Origin of the sequence: Nocardia sp. NPDC051030, assembly GCF_040683015.1 — a bacterium.
Classification (GTDB): Bacteria; Actinomycetota; Actinomycetes; order Mycobacteriales; family Mycobacteriaceae; genus Nocardia.
The window spans coordinates 366,007-390,910 of record NZ_JBFBCD010000004.1; the positions used below are offsets into that span (position 1 = coordinate 366,007).

The 24,904-nt window shown below is 66.6% G+C and carries 19 protein-coding genes and 1 pseudogene; 6 read left to right on the top strand and 14 right to left on the bottom strand.

Annotated elements, in window-relative coordinates; all coding sequences use genetic code 11:
- The first annotated feature begins 178 nt into the window (after positions 1–178).
- Together AB0N05_RS15320 and AB0N05_RS15325 are read left to right on the top strand one after the other, a co-directional pair.
- Positions 179–745, top strand: a complete 567-nt coding sequence (locus tag AB0N05_RS15320) for a hypothetical protein (protein WP_364693249.1) — start codon at positions 179–181, stop codon at positions 743–745.
- A 144-nt stretch (positions 746–889) separates the two neighbouring features.
- The gene (locus AB0N05_RS15325; RefSeq protein ID WP_364693252.1) at positions 890–1,654 is read left to right on the top strand and encodes a glucose 1-dehydrogenase; all 765 of its coding nucleotides are present in this window, start codon (positions 890–892) and stop codon (positions 1,652–1,654) included.
- A gap of 524 nt (positions 1,655–2,178) precedes the next feature.
- On the opposite strand, the gene AB0N05_RS15330 is transcribed toward AB0N05_RS15325, so the two are convergent.
- From AB0N05_RS15330 to AB0N05_RS15365, 8 genes and pseudogenes are all read right to left on the bottom strand, one after another.
- Entirely contained in the window at positions 2,179–2,463 is a 285-nt protein-coding gene (locus AB0N05_RS15330; RefSeq protein WP_364693255.1) for a hypothetical protein, read from the bottom strand.
- Between the two features lie 275 nt (positions 2,464–2,738).
- A complete protein-coding gene (locus tag AB0N05_RS15335; protein WP_364693258.1) occupies positions 2,739–5,012 on the bottom strand; it encodes a hypothetical protein in 2,274 nt (757 codons plus the stop codon).
- 615 nt (positions 5,013–5,627) lie between these two features.
- A complete protein-coding gene (locus tag AB0N05_RS15340) occupies positions 5,628–7,214 on the bottom strand; it encodes an FAD-dependent oxidoreductase (protein WP_364693261.1) in 1,587 nt (528 codons plus the stop codon).
- Positions 7,215–7,232: 18 nt separating this feature from the next.
- Positions 7,233–8,240 carry a diiron oxygenase gene (locus tag AB0N05_RS15345; protein ID WP_364693264.1) on the bottom strand — a complete coding sequence of 336 codons (1,008 nt, stop codon included), beginning with the start codon at positions 8,238–8,240 and terminating at the stop codon, positions 7,233–7,235.
- Between the two features lie 178 nt (positions 8,241–8,418).
- On the bottom strand, positions 8,419–9,429 hold the full coding sequence (locus tag AB0N05_RS15350) for an Hsp70 family protein (RefSeq protein ID WP_364693267.1): 1,011 nt from the start codon (positions 9,427–9,429) through the stop codon (positions 8,419–8,421).
- A gap of 1,333 nt (positions 9,430–10,762) precedes the next feature.
- Positions 10,763–11,548 (bottom strand): annotated as a pseudogene (locus tag AB0N05_RS15355) (N-acetylmuramoyl-L-alanine amidase); the annotation flags it as partial.
- A 320-nt stretch (positions 11,549–11,868) separates the two neighbouring features.
- Positions 11,869–12,324, bottom strand: coding sequence for a Rieske (2Fe-2S) protein (locus AB0N05_RS15360; protein WP_364693270.1), 456 nt, complete (start codon positions 12,322–12,324; stop codon positions 11,869–11,871).
- A 121-nt stretch (positions 12,325–12,445) separates the two neighbouring features.
- Positions 12,446–13,024, bottom strand: a complete 579-nt coding sequence (locus tag AB0N05_RS15365) for a sigma-70 family RNA polymerase sigma factor (RefSeq protein WP_364693273.1) — start codon at positions 13,022–13,024, stop codon at positions 12,446–12,448.
- Between the two features lie 252 nt (positions 13,025–13,276).
- Between AB0N05_RS15365 and AB0N05_RS15370 the strand changes: the two genes are divergently transcribed.
- The 3 genes from AB0N05_RS15370 (at position 13,277) to AB0N05_RS15380 (ending at position 15,297) form a co-directional block, all read left to right on the top strand.
- Positions 13,277–13,657, top strand: coding sequence for a hypothetical protein (locus AB0N05_RS15370; RefSeq protein WP_364693276.1), 381 nt, complete (start codon positions 13,277–13,279; stop codon positions 13,655–13,657).
- 55 nt (positions 13,658–13,712) lie between these two features.
- Entirely contained in the window at positions 13,713–14,462 is a 750-nt protein-coding gene (locus AB0N05_RS15375; protein WP_364693278.1) for an SDR family oxidoreductase, read from the top strand.
- An 82-nt stretch (positions 14,463–14,544) separates the two neighbouring features.
- Entirely contained in the window at positions 14,545–15,297 is a 753-nt protein-coding gene (locus AB0N05_RS15380; protein WP_364693281.1) for an alpha/beta fold hydrolase, read from the top strand.
- 48 nt (positions 15,298–15,345) lie between these two features.
- On the opposite strand, the gene AB0N05_RS15385 is transcribed toward AB0N05_RS15380, so the two are convergent.
- Positions 15,346–16,719, bottom strand: a complete 1,374-nt coding sequence (locus AB0N05_RS15385; RefSeq protein WP_364693284.1) for a phosphatidylglycerol lysyltransferase domain-containing protein — start codon at positions 16,717–16,719, stop codon at positions 15,346–15,348.
- Positions 16,720–16,830: 111 nt separating this feature from the next.
- A complete protein-coding gene (locus tag AB0N05_RS15390; RefSeq protein ID WP_364693287.1) occupies positions 16,831–17,829 on the bottom strand; it encodes a DUF5996 family protein in 999 nt (332 codons plus the stop codon).
- A 245-nt stretch (positions 17,830–18,074) separates the two neighbouring features.
- On the opposite strand from AB0N05_RS15390, the gene AB0N05_RS15395 reads away from it, so the two are divergent.
- Entirely contained in the window at positions 18,075–18,431 is a 357-nt protein-coding gene (locus tag AB0N05_RS15395; protein WP_364693290.1) for a hypothetical protein, read from the top strand.
- Between the two features lie 211 nt (positions 18,432–18,642).
- On the opposite strand, the gene AB0N05_RS15400 is transcribed toward AB0N05_RS15395, so the two are convergent.
- The 4 genes from AB0N05_RS15400 to AB0N05_RS15415 all read right to left on the bottom strand — a co-directional run bounded on the left by AB0N05_RS15400 (position 18,643) and on the right by AB0N05_RS15415 (position 24,789).
- Positions 18,643–19,590 carry a DUF6569 family protein gene (locus tag AB0N05_RS15400; protein ID WP_364693292.1) on the bottom strand — a complete coding sequence of 316 codons (948 nt, stop codon included), beginning with the start codon at positions 19,588–19,590 and terminating at the stop codon, positions 18,643–18,645.
- Positions 19,587–20,885 carry a vWA domain-containing protein gene (locus AB0N05_RS15405; protein ID WP_364693296.1) on the bottom strand — a complete coding sequence of 433 codons (1,299 nt, stop codon included), beginning with the start codon at positions 20,883–20,885 and terminating at the stop codon, positions 19,587–19,589. Before AB0N05_RS15405 ends, AB0N05_RS15400 begins: the two co-directional genes overlap by 4 nt.
- 140 nt (positions 20,886–21,025) lie before the next feature.
- Positions 21,026–22,927 carry an alkyl sulfatase dimerization domain-containing protein gene (locus AB0N05_RS15410; RefSeq protein ID WP_364693299.1) on the bottom strand — a complete coding sequence of 634 codons (1,902 nt, stop codon included), beginning with the start codon at positions 22,925–22,927 and terminating at the stop codon, positions 21,026–21,028.
- A 20-nt stretch (positions 22,928–22,947) separates the two neighbouring features.
- Complete coding sequence (locus AB0N05_RS15415) at positions 22,948–24,789, bottom strand: alkyl sulfatase dimerization domain-containing protein (protein ID WP_364694604.1); 1,842 nt, start codon at positions 24,787–24,789, stop codon at positions 22,948–22,950.
- Positions 24,790–24,904 lie beyond the last annotated feature (115 nt).

The following is a 24,904-nucleotide window of genomic DNA, read 5'->3' on the forward strand; positions in this document are numbered from 1 at the left end:
CAACTTGGACTGGGCGAGTACGTCGACCTGGCGGCAGCGGTGGAGCGGGGACCGGCTGATGTCACTGCGCGTGGCCGCATTATCGGCGGGGTGGCGAATGGTTTGTGTCCGATTTGCAGCCGGGGGCGGTGGGTCGATAGTTTAGGCTTCCCTTACCTGATGGAAGCGAAGGCTCGGGATGTTCGACGGCGGTGGCGTCCGGTATGGAACCGGAGTAGCTCGTATTCCGCATGATTCGTGGCGGATCGTGGCCGCGTACGCACTGCTGGCCACCGGGGCGCTAGCGGGTGCGGTGTGGATCGCGGCACATGCCACGGTGACGCATGCGGTGCATACGGGCGGGCTGTTCGTTCATCTTGCTTCGCTGATGCTCGGGTTCGGTGGGGTGCTGGTCGCGGATTCCTTTGCGCTGCGGTGGCTTGCCGGGCGCGCCACGCTCGGCGAGACGCTGCGGGTGATCAATCGGCTGCATGCGCCGATTTGGGTGGGGCTCGCCGGGCTGGTTTCCAGCGGGTGCGTGCTGGAGCCGAACCTCTCCTCGTCCATGACGCGGACCAAGCTGACGCTGGTATTGATCCTGACGCTCAATGGGATCCAGGCGTGGGCGCTGGGACGGCGGTTGCACCGGCGGGGAGACGCACCGCTTACGGCACGACTCCTGGCATGGGGCGCGGCGACCGGTCTGGTCTCGCAAATCTGCTGGTGGGGCGCGACTGCCATCGGATTCATCAACGCTCAGCGCTGACTTCCCCCACCCTTCTCCAGCGGTTTCATCCGAATACATGACACATCAAGTGCGAGGGCGGATTTCCGCCAGCGCCACCCCCGCGGTCCGCGTTGAATATGACATGTCAACGAAAACGGTTCAACCGCAAGGGGAAATGCAGTCATGATGGGATCTCGTTTCGAGTCGAAGGTCGTCCTGATCACCGGTGCCACCTCGGGCATCGGCGAGGCCGTCGCCCGCCGAATCGCCGCAGAGGGCGGCGCAGTCGTCCTGGGTGCCCGCGGCAAGGAGGCCGGTGACCGCCTGGCCGAGCAAATCCGCGCCACCGGCGGCCGCGCTCTGTTCGTGCCCGCCGATGTCACCATCGAGGCCGACGTGGAACGCCTGACCCACGCCGCGATCGCCGAATTCGGCCGCCTCGACGGCGCTTTCAACAACGCAGGCGCAATCAACGCCTTCGGCCCCGTCCAGGACATCGACGAGTCCGCCTGGCGCGCCGACCTGGAACTCAACCTAACCGCCGTCTATTACGGCCTCCGCCACCAGGTCCCCGCCCTGGCGGCCACCGGCGGCGGCGCAATCCTCAACAACGCCTCCAACCTGGGCACGGTCGGCATGGCCCAAGTGGCCCCCTACGTCGCCGCCAAGCACGGCGTAGTCGGCCTCACCAAGGCCGTAGCCCTGGAGAACGCCGACCAGTCCATCCGAGTCAACGCCATCACCTCCGGCGCAGTGGACACCCCCGCCTTCCGAAACTCCATGGGCGGCACCCCCGAAGGCGAGGCCGCAATCGCCTCCCTCCACCCCATCGCCCGAATCGCCCGCCCCGAAGAAATCGCCTCCTTCTGCGCCTACCTCCTCAGCGACGAAGCCACCTTCATCACAGGCGCAGCCCTAGCCATCGACGGCGGCTTCACCGCCCGCTAGCCACCGAGGGGGGACATGAGCCGGGGTTTTGTCCGGTTCAACCAGCCTCATGTCCCCCCTGAACGTGTTCCACCAGCGCCACTCCGCGACACGCCGCGCGGGGGACGCATAGTCGGCCCAGCTGTGGCGTGAAGGCGCTGTGGCGGTGGGAATTCGAACGTTTTCCCGCCGCCACAGCATCCTCATCCTCGGCCTCCCCCGGCTGCGCAGCCTCCCTCCCGCCGAATCCACCAGCGCGCCACACCAGTTCCTCACCGAGAGGGACTTGAGCCGGGGATTTGTCCAGATTGACCAGCCTCATGTCCCCCTGAACGCGTTCCACCCAGCGCCACTCCGCAACACGCCGCGCGGGGGACGCGCAGGCGGCCCGGCTAAGGCGTGAGGGAGCTGTGGCGGTGGGAATTCGCCCGTTTTCCCACCACCACAGCTCCCTCACCCTCTGCACCACCCGACACGCCGGTGCGGCGACACCGACATGGCACGCAGACCCGATCCACGTTCGGCGACAAACGCTTTCACGCACTTCACGAATCCAGGGGGATCAGCGCGGGCCCGAAGCCGTCGAGAAGAGTCGTGACGACCGATTCGACGGCGGCCGGGGTACGCGGTAAGCCGGGCAGCACGGCCGCCAGCACCTCGTCGTGGCACACGCCGACGAGCCCGGCAGCCGCAGCGACGATGTCCGCACCGGCGGCCAGGCGGCCCAGATCACGTTCCGCGTAACAGCCTGGGTGAAATGCGGGTGGTCTCGGAGGGTCAGCGGCTGAGGGGGTCGGGCGAAGCGAAGCGAGCCGAACCAGCCGTGCCATGCCAACGTGACCCAAGGTTCTCAGCGCGTGGAGCCGCGCTGCCCGTTGGTCTTTGTTCTTGTTCTTCTTCTCTTCTTGTCCAGGCGTCTTTGTCTTTTGTTCTTATCTCTCTTGTCTTTTCATCTCTTGTCCCTAAAACTCCCCCGCGCCCAAACGCGACGCACCCACCCCCGCGCTGGGCACTAGGAATGGCGCGAGGATGGGCTGGTCGCTTCGACGTCGGGGCGGTGCCGGTGGACCCGTCCGCCGCCGCCCGCGTCGCCGTCTATGTGTGGCTAGTGATGACCTCCACCGCCACCACCCCCGCCGCCATGGCCGCCGCCTCCACCAGCGCCACCTCCAGCGCCGCCACCTCCACCGGCACCACCACTAGCTGCGCCACCGCCGGAAGATGCTCCGCCGGACGAAGTTCCACCCGACGTGCCACCGCCACCGGTAGCACCCCCGGAGGTCGAACCGCCACCGGTGGCACCCCCACCTGTCGCGCCGCCGCCGGAAGTTCCACCGCCACTGGTACTCCCACCCGAAGTGGATCCGCCGCTGGTGCCGCCTCCGCCGGAGGTCGTACCGCCACCCGTGGTTCCGCCACCGCCGGAAGTGCCACCGCCGGAAGTCGTTCCACCGCCAGTGCCTCCACCGGAAGTCGAACCGCCACCCGTCGTGCCTCCACCGGTCGCACCTCCGCCAGTCGTACCCCCACCACTGGTCCCGCCACCAGAGGTCGTTCCGCCATCAGTCCCACCCGAAGTCGTCCCACCGCCGGTGGTCCCACCCGAGGTCGTCCCACCGCCAGTCGTCCCACCCGAGGTGGTTCCGCCGGTCGTTCCACCGGAAGTCGTTCCACCACCGGTAGTTTCACCAGTCGCCCCGCCCCCGGTGGTCGTACCCGGATCGGTGCCGCCGCCGGTCCCGCCACTCGTGTCGGTGCCACCTGTCGTGCCACCTGTAGTTCCGCCGGTGCTTCCACCCGTGGTAGTTCCACCCGTAGTGGTCCCGCCGGTCGTCGTACCGCCCGTCGTGGTCGAAGCGGGTTCCCCGGCCGCCGGAGCCGGATTGGCCGGGGCACCCGGTGCCGGGGCAGCGGGTTGTGCTGCACCCGGCGGGGTTTCAGCAGCTGGAGCACCCGGCGCAGTGCCGGGCTGTTGAGGCACACCGGCGACCGGCTGCCCCGAGGCAGGCTGGCCTGCGGCGGGCAGGCTCACCGAGGGGATCTGGCCGGGGTAGGCCCCGATCGTGAGCGAGCTGCTCAGAGTCGACGTGTTCAGGAATGGCAGGGGATTCGTGAACGACGCCGGGTTGGAGTACATGACCGCGTCCTGGACTATGCGGGTGTCGCAATGGGTTCCGGCGCGGGTGTTGTCGACCGGTCGCCCCTGGGACCAGTTCGGGGTGACCGTGGCCGCGGTGGGACCGTAGCTGTGGACCGCAGCTACGGTCGTCACCGCGTGGGGGCGGGTTCCGGGGGGCGCGGACGCGTCTTCGAGGATGATGACGTCGCCGAGCCCGATGGGGGTGCCGACCGTGTCGGCGGGGCCGGGGGCGGCTTGCAGGCCGGGCGGCCCCGCGACCGGGCCGCCGAGGACGGTGGCGGCGGACATGGCGAGGGCGGAAGCTACTGCGGCGCCGGAGAATACGGCGGCGCGGGGGGCGTAGCGGCCGATGGCGGAGCCGGTGTCTGCGCTGCGGAAGGCGGCGATGGCGGCCCCGACGGCCACGGTGTGGGCCGGATCGGTGGACATGATGACCGGGCGGCCGAGGTCGCCGAGCACGCGGGCCACTTCGATGGGGCGGGCGGCGCCACCGATCAGGAGTACGCGGTCGATATCGTCGAGGGTGAGCCCGGCTCTGCGCACGCAGGCTCTGGCGAGCCGTAGCGAATTGCGAATGTGCCAGGTGCGCAGGCGATTCGTATCGGAGGCGGGGACCACGGCCGATACCGGCTGCGATGCGCCCGGCGCGATGCTGCGGGCGTAGCGGGCGAGCAGGGTGCCGAGCGGGCGGCCGCCGTAATCGTGGGATCGTTCGGCGCGGCCGAGGATTCCGCGGACATCGCGGTCGGCTTCGGTGCGCACGACGGCGACGTCGAGGCAGTTGCCGCCGAGGTCGTAGACCAGGGTGAGGCCGCCTTCGGAAATGCCGTATTCGGCGTCCAGCCATTCCACGGCGGCCACGGGTTCGGGCATAAGGGTGACGTCGGCCGCGCCGGACCAATCCAGCGCCCGCCGCAATCGGGTGACGTGTTTGTCCGAATAGCATGCGGGATAAGTACTTACGGCCGGGGCTTCTGGGGCATTTGCCTCAATAAGCCCATTTACGACGGCAGCCACCAAATCCCCCGGCGACCAAATACGACCGCCTATGACCACCGGATCCGGCTCGGTCGTGAGATCGGCGAAGTCGGTGACCACCGGGGCGAATCGGGGAATTCCCCCGATTCGAGGGCCGCCCGCACTGTCGAAGGTGACAGCCGTACGCCGAACGCGCACGGTGGGCCGGTTCCGGTCCCCCGCCGAGATCGCCCATACGGAGTTCACTGTGCCGATGCTCATGCCAAAGCCAACAGTCATTGCTATCCCGTCAACGCACCGTGACCACGGCCCCACAGGCGTACCAACCATGTGATCGCGGTCGTTTTCCAAACAGCGCGTTCAGGTTAGCTGGCGCATGCCGGATGTGAATATCGAATCCGGAGAAAAGATTTCGCGTCCAGTAGCGAAGATGGCGAATCTACTGGTCAAGTAACTGAGACATCAAGATCGAAACGGACTACGCGGCAGAACAATACCGGTCGGTTCTAAAATGGCAACGCCCCAGCGAACTCAAATTCCAAACCAACCGGTAGGCGATGAGTGTCCGAAAAACAAAACCGCAACGTCAGTTTGGGAGTGTGAGATACCGATCACTGGTCGGTTGCTGCCTCGAATTCCCCAATGCGTGGAGGCTCGCCGTCCGTGATTCGCGATGAATTCTTCTCTACTACAAGTGATGTCGTAGCGAGCAAACGGATCATTACAACTCACACAACACGGCACATATAGGAGACCCCACGGGCGGGCAGGGGCCTATCGGATTCGCAGCCGCCCCCGGCGCGGATAGCTTCCACCCGAAAATGACGACCGCCGCAGGCGAACCGAGTCGCATGCGGCGGTCGTAGAGTCCTGAAACTAGCGGCCTCGCACCAGCAATGGCAGGAGCCGCCGCGGCCGGTTCACCGCACCGCCGCGCACCACATTCGGCTGCCGCGCACCGACCAGTCGGTCGAAGTCACCGCCACTGCGCGCCGGACGATCCAACCGCCCGGCATTGAAGTCGTCCACCAGCTGCCGCACCGTCTGCTGCGCACATGACTTATTGGTCCCGATGAACCCGGTCGGCCCGCGCTTGATCCAGCCGGTCACATACGACCCGGGCACCACCGCGCCACCGGACTCCTCCAGCACGCGCCCATCGAGATTCGGCACCACACCGGCCTTCTCATCGAACGGCACGCCGGACAACGCCACACCGCGATAGCCCACGGAGGTCAGCACCAGACCGGTGTCGAGGGTCTCGACATCCTCGGTGGCCACCGCATGCACCGCACCGTCATCACCGGTGACGAGCGCGGTGCGCACCACCTCGACCCCGGTCACCCGATCCACGCCGGTGAAGGCCGTGGGCGAGGACAGATACCGGAACACGATCCGCTTACGCCCGCCGGTCGGCCGTTCGGCCAGCCCGCGCAGCAGCTTCAGCTTGTGCTCCACCTTCTGCGACATACCGGCGACCGGTTCGGGGATCTCACCCTCGACCACGATATCCACGTCCGCGCCCAGCAGGCCCACGAATTCCGGCGCGGTGAAGGCGGATTCGGCCGGACCGCGTCGTCCGAGAATCACGACTTCTTCAATCTTGCTGCGCCGCAGGGCAGATACCGCACGCGGCGACGCTTCGGTATCGATCAGCAGTTCCGGATCAGTGGTGAGAATGCGCGCGACATCAAGCGCCACATTGCCATTGCCCACGATCACGGCCCGCTGCTGCGACAGATCGAAGAACCGGCCCTCTTGATCGGGATGCCCGTTGTACCACGCGACGAACTCGGTGGCGGACACGCTGCCGGGCAGTCCTTCACCCGGAATGCCGAGCTTGCGATCCGACGACGCACCGACGGCGTAAACCACCGCATGGTGATGCGCCAACAGCTCTTCATGCGAAACATGTTGGCCGACATTCACATTCAGGTACGACCCGAACCCAGGCTGCGCCGAGATCACATCGAAGAGCTGGCTCACCTGCCGCGTCTTGGTGTGATCCGGCGCGACACCGAACCGAGCAAGCCCGTAGGGCGTGCTCAGCCGATCGAACACCGTCACGGAAACGCCCGGCTGCGTGAGCAATTCATCGGCCGCGTACATGGCCGACGGCCCCGAGCCGACGATCGCCACCCGCAGCGGCTCCCGCCCGGGCTTGACCTCCGCCGCCGGAATCGGCCGCGCCAGAAGCGGTCTCGGCCGTTCCTCGCGGTAGAAGTCGGCATTGATCTCGATGAAGGGCAGCTGCTCGTCGGTCAGCTTCTTCGTCGAGGTGATGGCGTCCACGGGGCAGGCGGTGGCGCAGGCCCCGCAGTCCACGCACGCCTGCGGGTCGACGTACAGCATCTCCGCCGTCCGGAAATCCGGCTCATCGGGCGTGGGATGGATGCAATTGACCGGGCAGGCATAGACGCAGGAGGCGTCACTACAGCAGGACTGGGTTACGACGTACGGCACTGTACGACTCCCTTACGCTCAGGCCGCTTTGCCGGCGCGGATGGGCTCCGACCGGTAGCGGGAGGCGGTTCCGGCAATGCCGAGGACCTTCCACACGCGCTTGGCGATCGGGTTCATCAGGCCGATTTCCTGGGCCAGCGCCCGCACGTCGATGAAGTAGTCGCTGAAGACCTGCTTGGATTCCTTCGACCCGTAGAACAGCTCCTTGCGGACCGTGTCCGGGATGTCGAACTCCTGGAAGAACTTCTTGGGCGGCGTCGCGATGGAGCGGCCCAGGATGAACATGACGATCGGCATGGCGATCGACAGCACCAGGCGGGTGGGCACGTTCTTCTCCGGCACGTGATGCTTGAGGAATTCGTGCGCGAAGGAGATGTGGCGGGCCTCCTCGGCGACGTGAATCGCCATGACGCCGCGCATGATCGGGTGCACATCCTCGCCGGAGCGCAGGATCTGCTTCTGAATGTGGTCGATCGGCTCCTCGCCGGCGAGCACGGCCATGAAGAACAGGTTCGGGAACATGACCGCGACGGGCACGCCGAGCAGACGCAGCTGCCGCACGATCGGGCCCATGCCCGGAACGTCGACGCCGATGCGGTTGACCATCTCCTGGAACATCTGGGTGTGGTTCAGCTCTTCGGACATCTCGTGGGTGCAGTACCGGAATTCCGGGTCACCGTTCGCGAGGCCGAAGGTGTGGTTGACCATGCCGCTGATCAGGATGGACTCGAACTGCAGGCCGACCTTGGCGATATTGGCCTGCCGGTACATGCCGACGGCGATCTTCTGCTCTTGCGTCAGCGCCCGGTACCAGGGATGCCGGCCGAGCGGGTCCGCGGAGGCGGGCAGGATCCAGCGCTCGGGCTTGGCATTCGCGTCGAAGTCCGGGTTTTCCCAGTCGATGTCCTCGAAGGGGTCGAAGTTCTTGTTGACCGACCCTTCCGACAGCAGCAGCAGCTTGTTCGCATAATCCTGTGCTTCGGCAACCACGGGGTCGTAGTCAACGGGTGTCGTGGTCGGAGACATCGTCGTCACCTCTCCAGTCGGTGTCGTTATGTGTAATCAAAAGTTACACGTAACCGGAGTTAGCGTCAACAACCTGCTAGCCAGATGCTTGCATGAGCCAGCACCAGGGGACACACCATGAAGGACGAACCGGTCGGTAACCGGTGATCAGAGCCGCTCGGAGCCGTCCAGCGAAGGTTCAGAGCGCCGCGACCCGCGTCACCCTGCGGAAGAACCCGGTCAGCGAATGCGGCCGATGGCCGTTCGAATCCTGGGCCAGCATTGCCTGCCGGGCCGCAATGGCAGCGCCATCCGCGATCGTGCGTTCCGGATCAGAAGCCACGACCACGGGCCGGGCCAGCTGCGCGGACAATACGGCCGCCACCTCCGGCGGCCGCGCCGCACCGCCCACGACCAGCACCCGATCCACATCGGCCATGGTCACATCGGCAATCCGCAGGCATTTGTAGACCAGCCGCAGCGACCGCTCGATGTGCTCGGTGCGCAGATCCCCCGCATCGGCATCGGACTGCACCCGCGAGACCACCGCCGAACCCGTGGCCCGGCGCATCTGCTTGGCCACCAGGCCGCCGAAGGCCCGGCCGCCGTACTCCTCCGAATGCAGCGGCAGTCCCACGATCGGATTGGTGGGCGTGCCCGCCCCGACCCGGACCAAGGTCACGTCCAGACCCGAGCCGCCCAGGTCGTAGATCAACGCCAGACCCGGTGTGAGCGGCCCACGTTCGGCTTGCAGCCAGGTAGCGGCGGCAATGGGTTCGGCGACCAGCAGGGCATCCTCGAGCCCCACCCCGTTCAGAGCCGTGCGCAGGTCGGCCACCAGGTTCTCGGAGTACCCGGCCGGATGGGTGACGGCAATGCCCGTCTCCCCTCCCGCCGGAGCCTTCCCCAGCACCTCCTCGATAACGCTGTAGGCCACGGTCGCAACGAGATCCGCGGCCGACAGCGCCCGGTGGCCGACCCGCGCGACCGGCGCCCCGCGCTGGGTCAGATCGGCGAATTCGGTGATGACCCGCCCGTGCCGGGGTATGCGCCCGACCCGGGCGGTACCGGAACTGTCGAAGGTGAGGGTGGTCCGCCAGGTGGTGGGCGGAGCTCCTCGACGTCCCGGCGGATATTTGCCTGATTTATCGGCTGCCGTAGCGCACACCGTATTGACCGTGCCGATACTCAAGCCCACACCGAACGCCATCACATCCACCTCGATCGACGAGTCGTATACGTCAGCTGCTCTGACCCGACCCGGGATTCATGCAACTCCTGCGCCGGATGCTTGCCAACCACCGGACACGCGGTTGTCCGCACGTGCGCCTCATTCCGGACACGACCGCACTGGCCAGCGGGGCGGGGGCGGACAGATTTCCGGCCACGCTGATCGCGCAAAGTTTGCCCGGCTTCGGCGCTTCGCCGGACGTGGGAACAACGAGGCCGGACGGTACGGGTGGGGCCGGTGCGGCGGTCCACAGACGAAAATCGCCCCCGCTCCGGACAATTCGGAGTGGGGGCGATTTCTCGCACCTGTGCGCCGAAGCGCGAAACTACTTCGTCGAAGTCGACAGCATCGACGAGCTCAGGATCGACACCATGCTGTACGCCAGGTTGATCATGTCCGAGGCGACCCCGGTATTGCCCATGAGCATCTTGGCCAGCGGACCCAGGAACTTCATCGCCGTCGTGACCAGCGTGCTCATCGAATCCACGTCCAGCCCTTCGGACTTGGAGTTCTTATCGGTCGACGGGGCCTGCCCGCCCGGATTCGCCTGCCCGCCGGGCGTTTGCGCGCCCGGATTGGGTAGCGCGCCCGGCGAGGCCGGATTCGGCTGTGCCCCGGGGCTACCCGCGCCCTGGTTGCCACCCGGCGCGGCCGGAGCCTGCGGCTTGATCGGCGCGGCCACCGGCTTCACGCCCGGAACCACCCCGGCCGCGTCACTCGGCTTCGACTGCTCCTTGCCCGGAGCCTGCGCGGGCTGCACGGTCTCCGGCTGGGCCGACTGCACCGGCTGCGGTACCTCCGGCTTTGCGGCCTGCGGTTGCGCAGGAACCTGCGGCTGCACCGCTTCTCGCGGCTGGGCCTGCGATTGCGCCCCTCCCGGCTGTGCGACCTGCGGCTGCACCTGGGCCTCGGGCGCGGCACCGGGCTGTCCCGGAGCCTGTTCCTTGGCCGGTTCCCCCGGCTTGGGCAGGAACTGATCCTGGAATTCCTGCCAGGTCAGCACCTCGCTCTGCCCCGGCTGCGCCTGCGGGGCAGGATCATTCGCCGGTGCGGGCTGCGCCTGCGGTGCCGGTTGCGCCTGCGGTGCGGGCTGGTTCGCCTGTGCGGGCTGCGCCGGGGGCACGGGCTGGTTCAGGTCCGCGGGCAGGGCCGGAGGAGCGGGCTGATTCAGGTCCGCGGGCTGAGCCGGAGCCACGGGCTGAGCCTGGGGCGCGGGCGGATTCGCCTGTGCGGGCTGGGCTTCGGGGGCCGGGGCCGTCTTGTCGGTGTTGTTGGAGACCTTCTCGGTCGGATCCGTCGACGGGATCGGGAGTCCGAGCAGGTACGACGCGAGACCGGTGGTGATGGTGATCGCGTGCCGCAGCTGACCTTCGGGGGTCTCCAGCAGTTGCGCGTCCTCGGAATTGGCGCCATTGCCCATCTCGAGGAAGACGTCGGGCACCTGGGTCAGGGCCGGTCCGGCGATGTCATTGCGGGTTTGCAGGCCCTCGACCGCGCCGTTGTATCCCGCGACCGGGAATCCGGCCTGCGCGTAGGCGTCTCGCATGGCCCTGCTCGCGGCGAGTCCGGCGACGGACTGCACCTCATTGGCCTTGGCGTCCGGAATCGGCAGCTGCGGCACGATGAGGTGGAAGCCGCGGGCGTCGGCGGGCCCGCTGTCGGAGTGGATGCTGACCGCGACGTCCGCTCCGGATTGGTTTGCGGCGCGGGCGCGTTCGTCGACGCAGCCGCCCCAGCCGGTGTCGTCGGGCCGGCTGAGCACGACCTTCGCGCCGAGCCCCTCCAGCGAGGTGCGCACCAGTTGGGCGACGTTCCAGTTGATGGTGTGCTCGGGGACCCCGTGCACGCTGCTCATGCCGGTGGTCTGGCACGCCTTGGTGCCGCCGCGGCCATCGTCGACCAGCTTGGCGACGTCCTGATTGTGGTTGGGTCCCTGATGCCCCGGGTCCAGGAAGATGGTCTTCCCGGCCAGCTTCTGGGGCAGATCGGGCAATGTGGGCGCGGCCAGGGCGATGCCCGGGATGAGCCCGGCCACGGTCGAGAATGCCGCGGCGGTGACAGCGGTGCAGATACCGGCCTTCAGAATGCTCGGCTTCATAACGGTGACGGCGACCCTGGCCGGGACGCCCCTCCCTTCCCACTAGTAACACGAGTAACACCAAACCCAGCTGTTACTTTGGCAACATCAGTTACCGTCTGGCAAGCTACTTGATGGAACTGTTACCAATGGTCAGAGGACCAGAACCCGCAGATCAGGATGATTTCGACCGATGCGGGCAACCGACCACCCGGCCAACTATCCCGCAATCCCCACCCTCGGCCGTGGAGACTCGCCGAGGTCCCGAAGGGGCTGTGCCGGGACCTCGAGGCGACCGTGACTTACTGACTCGAGACTTTTGGGTTCGACAGATGGCGGAGCTAGCCCGCGACGATGCGGTCGCCGTCCACGTGAACGGCCTTCGTATCCAGGGCGCGCGGCGCGGGACCACCCGCGACCGAGCCGTCGAGATTGAACGAGCTGCCGTGACACGGGCACTTGATCAGCCCACCTTCGACCGAGTTCACCTTGCACCCCAGATGCGTGCAGGTGGAGGAGAAGCCATTGAACGTCCCGGCGCTGGGCTGGGTGACGACGGTATCGCCGCTGATGACGCCGCCGCCGACCGGCACATCGGCGGTCTTGGCCAATTCGACCGGATCCTGCTTCTTCTGCACAGGGTTCTTCCCCTGGGCGGGGTCCGATGCGGCGTACGCGGACTCGGTATTGCTGCTGCCGCAGGCGGCAACGGTCAAAACGGTGGCGGCCACCCCGGTGGCGGCGAGCGCGGTCCGCCGATCCATGCGGAAGCCGGGCGCGAGATTGTGATCGGGCATGGTTTCTCCTACCTCGGGGCGGACCGGTGCGGTCGGCCGCTGCTAGTTGGACGGGCGAAGGGGGCGCGCGGTTCACCGGTCGCGGCAACGGGTAGTCCGGAAGCCATGGGATTCGGGCGTCTCAGGCGCTGATCGGCAGGCGGCGCAGCGAGCGCAGGGCGTAGTGGACGCGAGTCTTGACGGTGCCGACCGGGACGCCGAAGTCGGCGGCCACATCCTGGTAGGCGCGGTCGCGCAGAATGACCTGGACCACGGCGTCACGTTGCGGTTCGGGCAGGCGGGCGAGGAGTTCGTCGACGAGGAGCCCATTGCTGATGGCCTCGGCGAAATCGGGCCCGGCGCACCGGGCCTCGGCCACGTCGCCGAGTTCGTCCCAATGAGCGTCGCCGGGGCGGCTGGCGCGCACCCGGGCGATATCGGTGAGGACATTGCGCTCGATGGTGAGCAGCCAGGTGCGGACGCTGCCACGCTCGGGGTTGTAGGTGGCGCAGGCCTTCCAGCCGCGCAGCAGGGTTTCCTGGACGGCGTGTTCGGCGAGTCCGGTATCGCCCAGTCGGCGCATGGCCCGCCAGTGCAGCAGTGCCTTGTCGGCGGCGAGGACGGCGGCGATACCGGTGTTGGTACAGAGTCGGGCGCAGTGCGCGGTACAGCCGGGCGGGCCGGTGGCGGCGCGTTGTCCGAGCGGGCGAAGGGTTCTCATGCCCTGAATATCGTGGGCAGCGGCCAGAAGAGAATCGGTAATTGCTGCCTATTTATTGGACACTCGTACTGGTCGGCTTTATATGAACCTGGGTGCACGCAATTTTTCTGCATATGTCCGTAATTCCGCCAATCTGCCCTAATCCGGCGCGAATTTCTGATACACCCCACCCGGGAGATTTCGGGGATCGCCCACGCCGCGGCTGCGGCGGGATGCAGCCGTGGGTTCAGAGAGTTCCGAGGGAGGAACACGTTGCGTGCACGCGCACTCGTGATCGCGGGGGCCGCTGGGTCCGCGCTGGTACTGATGGCATCCGGAACCGCGGCTGCCACGCCCGCCACCGACATCACGGTGGACGGGATCTACTTGGTGAATACCGATATCCAACCGGGCACCTACATCGGCGACGGCACGCCGGACCCGGCCACCGGCGGCTGTTTCTGGCGTCGACTGTGGAAGGTGCAGACTCCCGAGGATTATCCGGACCCCAACTACTACGTCACCGCAAGCGATTTCACGAAGCTCAAGCCGATCACCGTGGTGATCAAATCGACCGACGTCGCGTTCAAGACCGAGAATTGTGGTGCGTGGCATCTGGTTCCGAACGCACCGTCAACCGGTTCGGCCGGGTAATAACGGCCGATTCCGACACTGCCTCGGTCCGGCACGAGCCACTAGTGTGAGCCGCATGACGCGGCGCAAGATTCTCATCACGGGTGCGAGTTCCGGACTGGGCGCGGGCATGGCCCGCGAGTTCGCGCGGCGGGGCCGGGATCTGGCCCTGTGCGCGCGACGGGTCTCCAATCTGGAGGAGCTGCGCGATGAGCTGCTGGCCGCGCATCCCGGCATCAAGGTCGCGGTGCGCGGGCTGGATGTGAACGACCATGACGCGATACCGAAGGTGTTCGAGGAATTGCGCGAAGAGCTCGGCGGCCTGGACCGGGTCATCGTGAACGCCGGGCTCGGCAAGGGCGCCAAGATCGGGACCGGTCGCGCGGACGCCAATATCGCCACGGCCACCACGAATTTCGTGAGCGCGCTGGCTCAGGCCGAGGCCGCCATGAGCATCTTCCGAAGCCAGGATGCCGGGCATCTGGTGCTGATCTCGTCGATCAGCGCGGTGCGCGGGCTGCCCGGGAAGAAGGCGGCGTACGCGGCCAGCAAGGCCGGATTGTCGGCGCTGGGTGAGGGGCTCGCGATCGAATTGCGCGGGACGCCGATCAAGGTGACCACGGTGCAGCCCGGCTTCATCGCCACCGATATGGCGTCCCGGGCGGGCGATGCCAAACTCATCGCGCCGCTGGACAAGGGCGTGAACGCCATGGTCGCCGCCATCGAGCGCGAGGCCGTGCGCGCCTCGGTTCCCGAATGGCCGTGGCGGGTGCTGGGATTCGTGATGCCGATGCTGCCGCGCGGCGTCATGCGGCGCATGGGCTGAGCCCGCTGCACGCACTCGTGTCGGAGGCCGATCCCGGCCAAATCCTCGCCGGGATGCCTCCGGCCTACGTAGCATCGGCGCAATGGCGAAGTTCACCACCTGGGACGGTCTCGAGCTCAACTACCGCGTGTGGGAGGGCGAGGGGCTGCCTGTGGTCTTGCAGCACGGCGTCGTCGCCGATACCAATGCCAATTGGATGAGCGTCGGCGTGGTGGCGGCCTTGCAGAAAGCCGGGCATCACATCATCTCCCTGGATGCGCGCGGGCACGGGCGCTCGGAGAAGCCGCATGATCCGGCCCGCTACGGGTGGGAGGCCATGGCCAAGGATGTGCGGGCGCTCTATGACGAGCTCGGGCTGGATCGGGTTGCGCAGGTGGGTTATTCGATGGGCGCGGTGATCTCGCTGCTGGTGGCGAGCACCGACAGCCGGGTCGAGAAGCTGGCCATCGGCGGCGTCGGGTGCGGTGTGGTGGATTGTGGCGGCATCGATTGGCGAGTCATCAAGGCCGAGGACATTATCGCCTCCATGCGGGGTGACGGGTCCGAGGCGGTGCCGCTGGCCAAGATGTTCCGCATGCTCGCCGACGCGCTGGGCGCGGACCGCGAGGCGATCAGCGCCGTCGCGGCCGGATTGAACACCGCTCCGCTCGAAAGCCTTTCCGGCATTACGATTCCCAGCCTGGTGCTGGCGGGCGACAAGGATCCGTTCGCGGCCGAACCGGAACGTCTCGCCGCCGCCCTGCCCGATGCCCGCTGCGTGGTGGTGCCGGGTGATCATCTCGGCGCGGTCGTCGACCCTGGTTTCCATACGGCGCTGGTCGAGTTCCTGGAGTGAGCTTGCCCGGACTGTCGCACAGCGACTTCCGGGCAAGCCGTGCCGTCGTCAGTTCTGATGGCGGTGCGGCACGAATTCCAGGGTCAGCAGCGCGACCGCCGTGATCAGCACCTCGCGCCAGCGCAGCAGCACGAACCGCTGGTCGGAGAAGGAGTTGAACTTGCGCAGGAATCGGTACAGCGATTCCAGCCGGATCAGCGGATCACCGGCGCGCACGGCCACATACACCAGCTGCATGGTCCGGGAGCGTTCCTTCTCGGCGAAGATCTCCGGAAAAGCCGCGAAGGCCAGCGAGATTCGGGTGATGCCGCGCGCGCGGGCATAGTCCGTCAGGTCCACGATCATGCGTTCGTCGAGGCCATTGGGTGCGTCGTGCCGCCGCCACGGCACGTCGAGGCTGAGCTCACGGCCATTATTGGAGACGCCGTAGCGCTGGAATCCGGCGATCTGCCCCTGTTCATCGCGGGCGATGACGACCAGCATGCCGGGATGCCTGCCGTCGAGCAGGTGATCCAGGATCATGGAGAAACCGCGGGTCTGCCGCCCGTGTCCCCATTCATCGACGATGGCGTACAACGCTTCTCGCTGCGGTTCGGTGAGCGCGACCTCGGGCACGATCTCGGTGGTGACGCCGAAGTTCTTGGTGCGGCTGACGGCTTGGCGCAGATTGCGGAAGCGGCGACCCACCATTTCGAAGTCGCCCACCTCGATCACCACGTCCCGGCCGACCGCGACCGAACGCAGGCCGCGGTGCTCGATGGCCCGCAGCTGCCACAGCTTCACCAGTTCGGGGCTCGCGCCCAGGACCGCGATGCGCCAGCCGTGATCGGCCGCGAAAACCGAGAAATCGGTGAGTAATTCGCCGAATCGGCGCTGGTCGCCAATGGGATCGCCGGAGACCACGGCAATCCCGAACCGGGTCCGGTAGGCGATGGCCGCCGAGGCCTCGGGATTGAAGAAGTAGCTCTTGGAGGAGTGCATGGCGAAGGGCGCCAAGGGATCTCCCTCGGTGCGCCGCACCAGGTCGGCCACGCGCGGCAGCTGTTCGGGCTGCGGGCGACTGCCGACGGGCAGCATGAGCACCGCGCCGCTGGCCGCCAGGAAGACGAAGCCGACCACCGGATGTGAGGCCCGGTAGCTGAAGTTCGCGACCACCAGCACCATGACGGCCGCGGTGAGATGCGGGAGGGTGATGGGGCGGCGCAGGTGCAGCCCGCGCGCGACGAACAGTCCGGCGATGGAGACCGCCACGAACCAGGCGTAGTCATTGCCTTCGGCGGGCCCGCGCTCGGCCGCCCACACCAGCACTACCGCGCCCAGGACCAGGGCTCCGATCAGTCCGACGCGGGTGTTGGGTCCGGCGGTGAAGGCGGTGTCACGGTAGGCGGTAAGCGTCTGATTCGCTACGCGTTCTTCACGCATTTCGCCCCCTGCTCTCCGCGGACCGGCCATTCACCAGTCGTCTCCCCATGGTGATCCTCCCGAACTCCTCTTCGACACACTATGCCGAAGAGACCAAAACCGGCATACGGTTTATTCCGCCCACCCCGGGCCCGGACCCTCCAGAACGGGGTCGGTGATGCCGCCCGGACAAGCCAATCCGAGGGTGTCCCAGCCCGCCAGTTTTGAACCGTCGGCGTAGGCGGACCGGAAGAATTCCAGCACCGTGGCGGCCGGGTCCGCACTCTTCCTGGCGTCGCCGTAGGCGAGGTAGGCACTATGCCCGGACCCGCTGGTCACCCACTTGGCGGCGGCCGGGCGCAGCGGAAGTTCGCTCAGCCCCGCGGGTTCGGGCGCGGTGTAGGAGTAGAGCATCGGCTGGGGCACCTTGTCGTCGCCGAACCAGAAGCCCGCGCTGATGACCTCACGCGAATATGCTTCGCGCGTCACGGGATCCACCGTGTCAGGCATCACAATCTTACGCTCGGAGAATCGCTGCACCGCGAGATCGAAACTGTGCCAGAAGAGTTGGACCGGACTGATCTTGCCGGAGTAGTCGGCACTGAACTCCTCGAGTATGCGGCCGACCTGGCTCTGCACCCGGAAGGCGCGGTGCGCGGCGATCGGGTCGTAGGTGTGGTGTTCGAAGTCGTCGGCGAAGGGGCGGCCGTGATCGGGCAGGTCGAACGGGGTGGGGTGCGCGAGCGCGACCTCGACACCCAGGTCGCGCAGCCCGCGCATGGCTTCGGCGTAGAAGCTGGCCACGGACTGGCCGCGTAAGGGGATCTCGTCCTGGGTGCCGCGGTCGGTGGACAGCCGCAGCACGTGGTCGAAGAAGTCGAAGGCGCAGGTGAAGACCGGGCCGGTGGTGGCGTCGCCGAGCGGGACGGTGGTCCAGCCGCGGGCGGTCAGCCGGTAGGTGATGTGCCACCAGTGGTTGCGGCGAATGCCCTTCGCGAGCGCCACCTTGCCGATGACCTGCGCGAATCGGTGCAGGGTGGCCTTGGTGGGCAACCACGCTTCGAGGGGGATGGGCGGCAGGACTTCGTCCGCTCCGGCGGCGAGGATCGCGGTTCCCGCGGCTTCGGCCATTTCCCTACCCACTTTCGTCGAGACGGTCGTGTTCGAGGTCGGCGGTTCAGCGTCATGCTACTCAGCTACCCAGTGGCTATACCGACGGCGCGGCGGTAGACCGGTACCCGCGTACCGGTAATAACCCGCAACCCACCTGCGATCACTGTGAAAGACGCAGTAGTGCAAGATATTTCGCAGTATCCTGGACGTTCCCCACGCAATGCCGGAGATCTTCCGAAACAAGGGACAGGGGGTAGATCCGCATGGCGGACATCACCGTAGGGACGGCGTATGCCGTCGTCGTCACCGCGGTCACCGACCCGATGGAGGTAGAGGGCATGGCATGGGAGCGGGCGGTCGAGTACCTCCCGAGCATCGATTCCCAAGCCATGCAGACCTGGGTCCGGGCGCAAGAGGGTAGTTCGCTCCGACACGGGGTCGTCATTCCCGGATCGCAGCGGCGGGTCGCGTCCCGGCAGCCGTATCGCGAGGTGTGTGTACCGTCGGCGGAATATCAATTGTTCAGCGCGGCGGTGCGTTCGAGGCCGATGCACGCACTGGAAGCGGCTCGGCGGGACGAAGATTCGCGGCGGCGAGCGCTACTCACCAGCCAACGGTGACATCGGGCGGTTTACACGGAAAAACCCCGGCGAGGTGCGTAGCCTCGCCGGGGCATTCCCGGAGTAAGGACGGGACAGGCGGCCGGCGCGATGACGGGTCGTTATTCGCTTTCAGGCGATTTCATCATCTGGAATGACGTGGTTCCCGTCGTGCCCGGCTCAGTTCCCGGTATACCTATTCAATCGTGTATTCGGTTGTGGCGCAAACCATTTAATTCGCCGCGAACAGGGAGGCGTAGACCACACGATCATGCTCGCCGACCAGCTGGCCGGTGATGCCGTCACCGGTCACGGTGTGCAGCCGCAGGTCGAGGTAGCGCTCCTGCTCGACCATGCGCACCTCGGTCGGAGCGGACATCCAGGACAGCACCTGCTCGGCCTGCTCGGCCCGGTCTCGCTCCAGCTCCGCACGCAGCCCGGCCAGGTCGCCCGCCGCGAACGGCTCGGCCTCGGCGCGCTCCGGCTCGGCATGCCATGCGGCGACACCGTAGGCGAAGCACACCAGCGGCATCCACATCTCGGCGAAGTAGCGCGTATCGGGCGCGATCTCCAGGCCCGCGAACCGCTCACCCACGAAGAACAGCGCGCCGAGCTGACCCGGCAGCAGTTCCAGTCGGCTGCGGAACTGGGTGAGCACCGCCCGCTTACGGGTGAGGAGCTGCTCCAGATGCCCACGCGCGGGCAGCTGGTAGCGACGATTGAGCGCCGCGATTTCCGGCCACAGCTTGCTGTAGCCCACCTGGCCGGTCAGGGCCAGGGCGCGGGGGCGCAATTCCACGGGCAGCATGAAGAACCACTGGTCGCGGCCCTCCAGGTAGCCGCCCTGCGCGGCCTGAACACAGCAGGCGTCGGTGAACATGCGGGTCTCCCCCGCACCGAGCAGCGCCGCCGAGCACAGCGCGTGATTCTGCGCGCTGTCCTGGATGTAGCCGATGTGCAGCGGCACGATGGCCACGCCCGCGGGCGCGCCATTGTGCAACTCCACGCTCCCGTATCCGGCGACCCGATTCAGCTTCAGCCCGGAGCGGGGCGGGACGATGCCCGGTCGCTCCGGCCCGTGAATGGGCACCATGGTGAGCGCGCCCGCGCGCTGCGGTGCGCCGAGCCGGTAACCGGTCAGGTCGACCGGCGCGCGGACGAGGGTGTCGAGTCGAGTCATGCCGATGCTCCTTGCAAGCTGTGCGTATCGAGGAACCGCAGTGCCACCTCGCGAATCCACTCCCCTCCGGTCGGGCAGTGCGCGAACATCCACGGCAGCAGGGCGGCGAAATCGTCCTGATGCCAGACGCCGTGCTGCGGCAGCGCCGGTACCGGATCGCGCAATGTCATGACATCGCGGCCGGTGAACTTGATCTGGCACAACACGATCGGCGTCTTGATACCGATATGCGGCAGGGTCTCCACCATGCGAGCCAGATCCCCCGGCATCCGGTTCTCATAGCCGTCGGTGACGAGGACGACGAGATCCGGTGCGGCATCGAGCGCGTCGAGCAGTCCGGTCGCGAGATCGGTCGGCCCTTGCTGCGCCGCACCGACCTCCACGACGGCCAATCCCGTACAGACCCGAGCCAGGACCAGCCGCAGCGCCTCGGCCTGCGAGAGCAGCGCCCATTCGCGCTCGCCGTAGCCGCGCATGGACTCCGAAGCGTCCAGCACCACCGCGACCGTCCCCGCCAGGCGCGGCAGGTCCCGGGTGGCGTCGGCGACGTAACCGACCAGCGCAGAACTCAATTCGCTTGCCGACCCACCCCGATAGATGCGCACCAGCGTTGCGGCGATATCCCCGCGATTGCTCACGGTGACAATCGGCTCCCGCTCCCGCACGGGCTCGAGCGGCGCGACCGGCTCGGTCAGCACAGGCACGCCATACGTCCCCGGCGCATACAACTGCCGCACCCGCTCAACAGCCGCCGCCGGATTCACACTGAACCGCAACAGCATTCGCCGCAACTCCGGCGAATCGACATCGCCCTCCGCGATCCTCCGAACGCACCCACGCGCCGTCGCCTTACCCAGCGCATGCTCGAAGCAGTCCACCAGCGACGGCCGCCGCGCGGCAATCAGCAGCTCGGCATCCGGATGATCCAGCACGAACCCCAGAATCGCCCGAGTGGTGTGCTTGTGATTGACCCGCATGCGCCGCAATGCGAGCAGAACCGTCACCACCACATTCGGCGTAAGCCCGAAAAGCAGTGCCCGCGTACCCTTGTCGAGATTGACGCGAGTGGTCACATCGACCCCGACTCGCGAACTCGCCAGCACCTGCAGAAGCACCCGCGCCCGCTGTTGTTCCCCGACTCCGGGCACCAGAGCCAGCAACACGTACCCCTCCGGATCGGCCCGATAAGCCTCCCGGTGCAGTTCCGCATCGTCCCACGTCACGACACCGGCCTTGGACAATGCCAGCGGCGCGCGGTGGGTATGAAAGTGGTGAAGCAGTGCAGCGGTGTTCATCCCAGAAGTGTAGGAACGATCACACCGCACAGGCTATTGATTTTCTTTGCCCGTCATGCTGTTTGGAGGATGTGCCGCGCTCCCCCGTGCGCCACGCTGCGCACGGGGATGGTCATGAGCGCGGCATCACAACGCCTCGTCTAGGGAGTAACGATGGCGAAGTCGGGGTCGGGGTTGTCGAACAAGCCCGCAAGACGGACGAAGCTCTGGGCGTCGCCCTCGATGGTGAGGGCTCCGGAGGAGACTGCCGCGCCGAGGTCTTGGCCGGCGAGGAGAACGCCGATCAGGGTGGCTCGGGTGAGGGTGAAGGTGACGTCGGCGGAGGGGAGGTTGTCGCCGTCTCGGCGGTCGTAGTGGATGAGGACGCCATTGCGGAGTTCGAGGCGGTGGGTGCGCTTCTCGTCGGTGAAAACCCAGTCGCTGACCGCCTTTTCGTGCCAGGCCTTGGGGCCGTCCAAGCGGAGGGACATGGCGTCGAAGACCTGATTCACGCTCAGTGCGGCCATTACGGTCGGCGCATTGGTCTTGATCGGGGTGCCGACGCTGCCATTGCGGAGTTCATAGGCACCCATCAGGTAGAAGTTGCGCCAGGTGGCGTTCTCCGCGCCATAGCCGAGTTGATCGAAGGTGCTGGCCTGCAAGGTTTTCGCGGCCTCGTTCGAGGGATCGGCGAACAGGACGTGGTTGACCACCTGGGCGACCCAGCGGTAGTCGCCATTGTCGAAGGAGACCCGGGCCTTGCGCAGCACTTCGTCCGCGCCGCCCATGAAATCCACGTAGCGCTTGGCGGATTCGACCGGCGGGTGTTCCCACAGGTGCGCGGGGTTGCCGTCGAACCAGCCCATGTACCGCTGGTAGATGGCCTTCACATTGTGGCTGACCGAGCCGTAGTAGCCGCGGGTGCTCCAGGAAGCGGTGACGGCGGGCGGGAGTTCGATCATTTCGGCGATCTCGGCGCCGACATAGCCTTGATTGAGTCGGCGCAGGGTCTGGTCGTGCAGGTAGGCGTACAGATCCCGTTGCAGGGAAAGGTATTCCACCAATCGATCGGTGTCCCAGGTGGGCCAGTGATGTGAGGCGAACACGACATCGGAGTCGCGGGCGAACAGATTGATCGACTCGGTCAGGTACTGCGACCACACGTGCGGGTCGCGCACGAGCGCACCACGCAGGGTGAGCAGATTGTGCTGGGTGTGAGTCGCGTTCTCCGCCATGCAGAGTGCGCGGTGGTCGGGGAAGTGGAAGTTCATCTCCGACGGGGCCTCGGTGCCCGGGGTGATCTGGAAGACGATGCGCACCCCGTCGAGCGTCTCCTCCTGCCCGGTGTGGGTGATATCGAGCGTCGGCGCGATCACGGCGACGGTGCCGAGCGAGGTGGTCTGCCCCAGGCCCGCACCGACCTGCCCCTTCGGCCCGCGCGGCAGGAAGGCACCGTACATATACGCGGCGCGGCGCATCATTGCCGTTCCGGCATATACGTTTTCGGCGACCGCATGCTCGAGGAATCCCGCCGGAGCCAGCACCGGGCAACGGCCCGCCTCGACGTCCTCGACCGTGATGACGCCCATAGCGCCGCCGAAATGATCGCCGTGCGAATGGGTGTAGATCATTCCGGTGACCGGCTTGTCACCACGGTGCGCGCGGTATAGCTCCAGCCCGGCCTTCGCGCTCTCGGCCGAGATGAGCGGATCGATCACGATCACACCGGTTTTGCCTTCGATCAGCGTCATATTCGATATGTCCAGGCCGCGGATCTGATAGATCCCCTCGGTGACCTCGTAGAGCCCCTGCCGGATATTGAGCCCGGACTGCCGCCACAGGCTGGGATGCACGGAGGCCGGGCACGCGCCCTTCAGGAAGTCGTAGGAGTCGTTGTCCCAGACCACATTTCCGGCGTCGTCCTTGACCACCCCGGGTGTGAGCGCGGCGATGAACCCGCGATCGGCATCCTCTTGATCAGTGGTGTCGGCGAACGGCAGATCCGCGGCGGCCCGCTGCTGCTGTTCGACGATGTAGCTGCTCGGTTCGGTTTCTGCGCTCACTACCCTGCCTCCTGCTCGTATTACGGAGTGACGATGGCGAAATTCGGATCAGGCTTGCCGAAAAGTCCCTTCAGAGTGGCCAGGACGGCGATATTGCCGTCGACTTTGATGTCGCCCTTCATGATTGCGTCCTGCATGCTGCCGCCGCCGATCATGTTCTGGATGAAGCCGCCGCGGGTGAGCGTGATGGTGGCGTCGGGGGCGGGCAGGCCGTCGTCGGGCCAGCGGTCGTAGTGGATCATCACGCCATTGCGCAGTTCGGCGCGATGCACCTGGTCATTCTTGTCACTGAACTTCCAGTCGGTGACCACATGCGTATCCCACGCCTTGGGGCCGTCCACGAACAGCGAGATGGCGTCGAAGGCCTGGTCCACGGTGAGCGCGGCCAGCAGGCCCTTCGAGTTCGCCGAGGTGGGCGTGCCGAACGAGCCATTGCGCAGCTCGTGCGCGCCGGACAGGTAGAAGTTGCGCCAGGTAGCGTTCTCCGAGCCGTAGCCGAGCTGTTCGAAGGCACTGGCCTCCAGGTCTTTCGCCTTCTTATTGTTCGCATCGGCGAAGATGACGTAGTTGGTCAGCTGCACGGACCACCGGAAATCGCCTGCGTCATAGGCCTTCTGGGCCTTCTTCAGCACCTCGTTGGCGCCGCCCATGGCGTCCACGTGCCGCCTGGCGTTATCGACCGGCGGGTGCTCCCACAGATGTGCCGGATTGCCGTCGAACCAGCCCATGTACCGCTGGTAGATGGCCTTCACATTGTGGCTGACCGACCCGTAGTAACCGTGTGAGGACCAAGCCTTTTCGATGGCGGGCGGCATCTGGATCATCTCGGCGATCTCGCTGCCGACATAGCCCTGGTTCAGCAGCCGCAGCGTCTGATCATTGAGGTACGCGTACAGATCCCGTTGCTGGGTAAGGAATTCCACGATCTTATCGGTGCCCCAGGTCGGCCAGTGGTGCGAGGAGAACACCACATCCGATTGGCGCGCATACAGATTGATGGATTCGGTGAGGTACTTCGACCACACATGCGGGTCACGAACCAGCGCGCCACGCAGGGTGAGCAGATTATGCAAGGTGTGCGTGGCGTTCTCGGCCATACACAGAATGCGGCGGTCCGGGAAGTAGAAGTTCATCTCCGACGGCGCCTCGGTGCCCGGCGTCATCTGGAACACCATGCGGACGCCGTCGATCACCTCTTCCTGCCCGGTCTTCTCGATATTGATGGTGGGATCGAGCAGGCTGACGGTGCCGACCGACGTGGTCTGCCCCAGGCCCGCACCGATCTGCCCCTTCGGGCCGCGCGGCAGCGCAGCGCCGTACATGTAGGCGGCACGCCGCGCCATGGCGGTGCCCGCATAGATGTTCTCCGACACCGCATGTTCGAGCAGACCGGAGGGCGCGACCACCGGACAGCGACCCGCGGCCACATCCTCGTGAGTGGTGACGCCCAGCGAACCGCCGAAGTGATCGACATGCGCATGCGTGTAGATGAGCCCGGTGACCGGGCGATTGCCCCGATGCTCGCGGTACAGCGCCAGACCAGCCGCCGCGGTCTCATTGGAGATGAGCGGGTCGATGACGATGACACCGGTCTGCCCCTCGATCAGCGTCATGTTCGACAGGTCCAGCCCGCGCACCTGATAGAAGCCGGGCGCGACCTCATAGAGCCCCTGCTTGACGGTCAGCTGCGACTGCCGCCACAGGCTCGGATTGGCCGAGGACGGGCAGGTGCCCTGGAGGAAGTTGTAGGAGTCGTTGTCCCACACAACCTTCCCCTTGTCGTCCTTGATGACGCCCGGTTGCAGCGCGGCGACGAAACCACGGTCGGCATCGGCGAAGTCGGTGGTGTCGGAGAACGGCATGGTGTCGACGATCTTCTTGTTCGCCTGCGCGATGCCGTCGGTCGGGTCGGTCTGTGTACCGGAGGGATTCACCTCGTCCGAGGACCCACACGCGCTGAGCGCCGAGCCGACACCG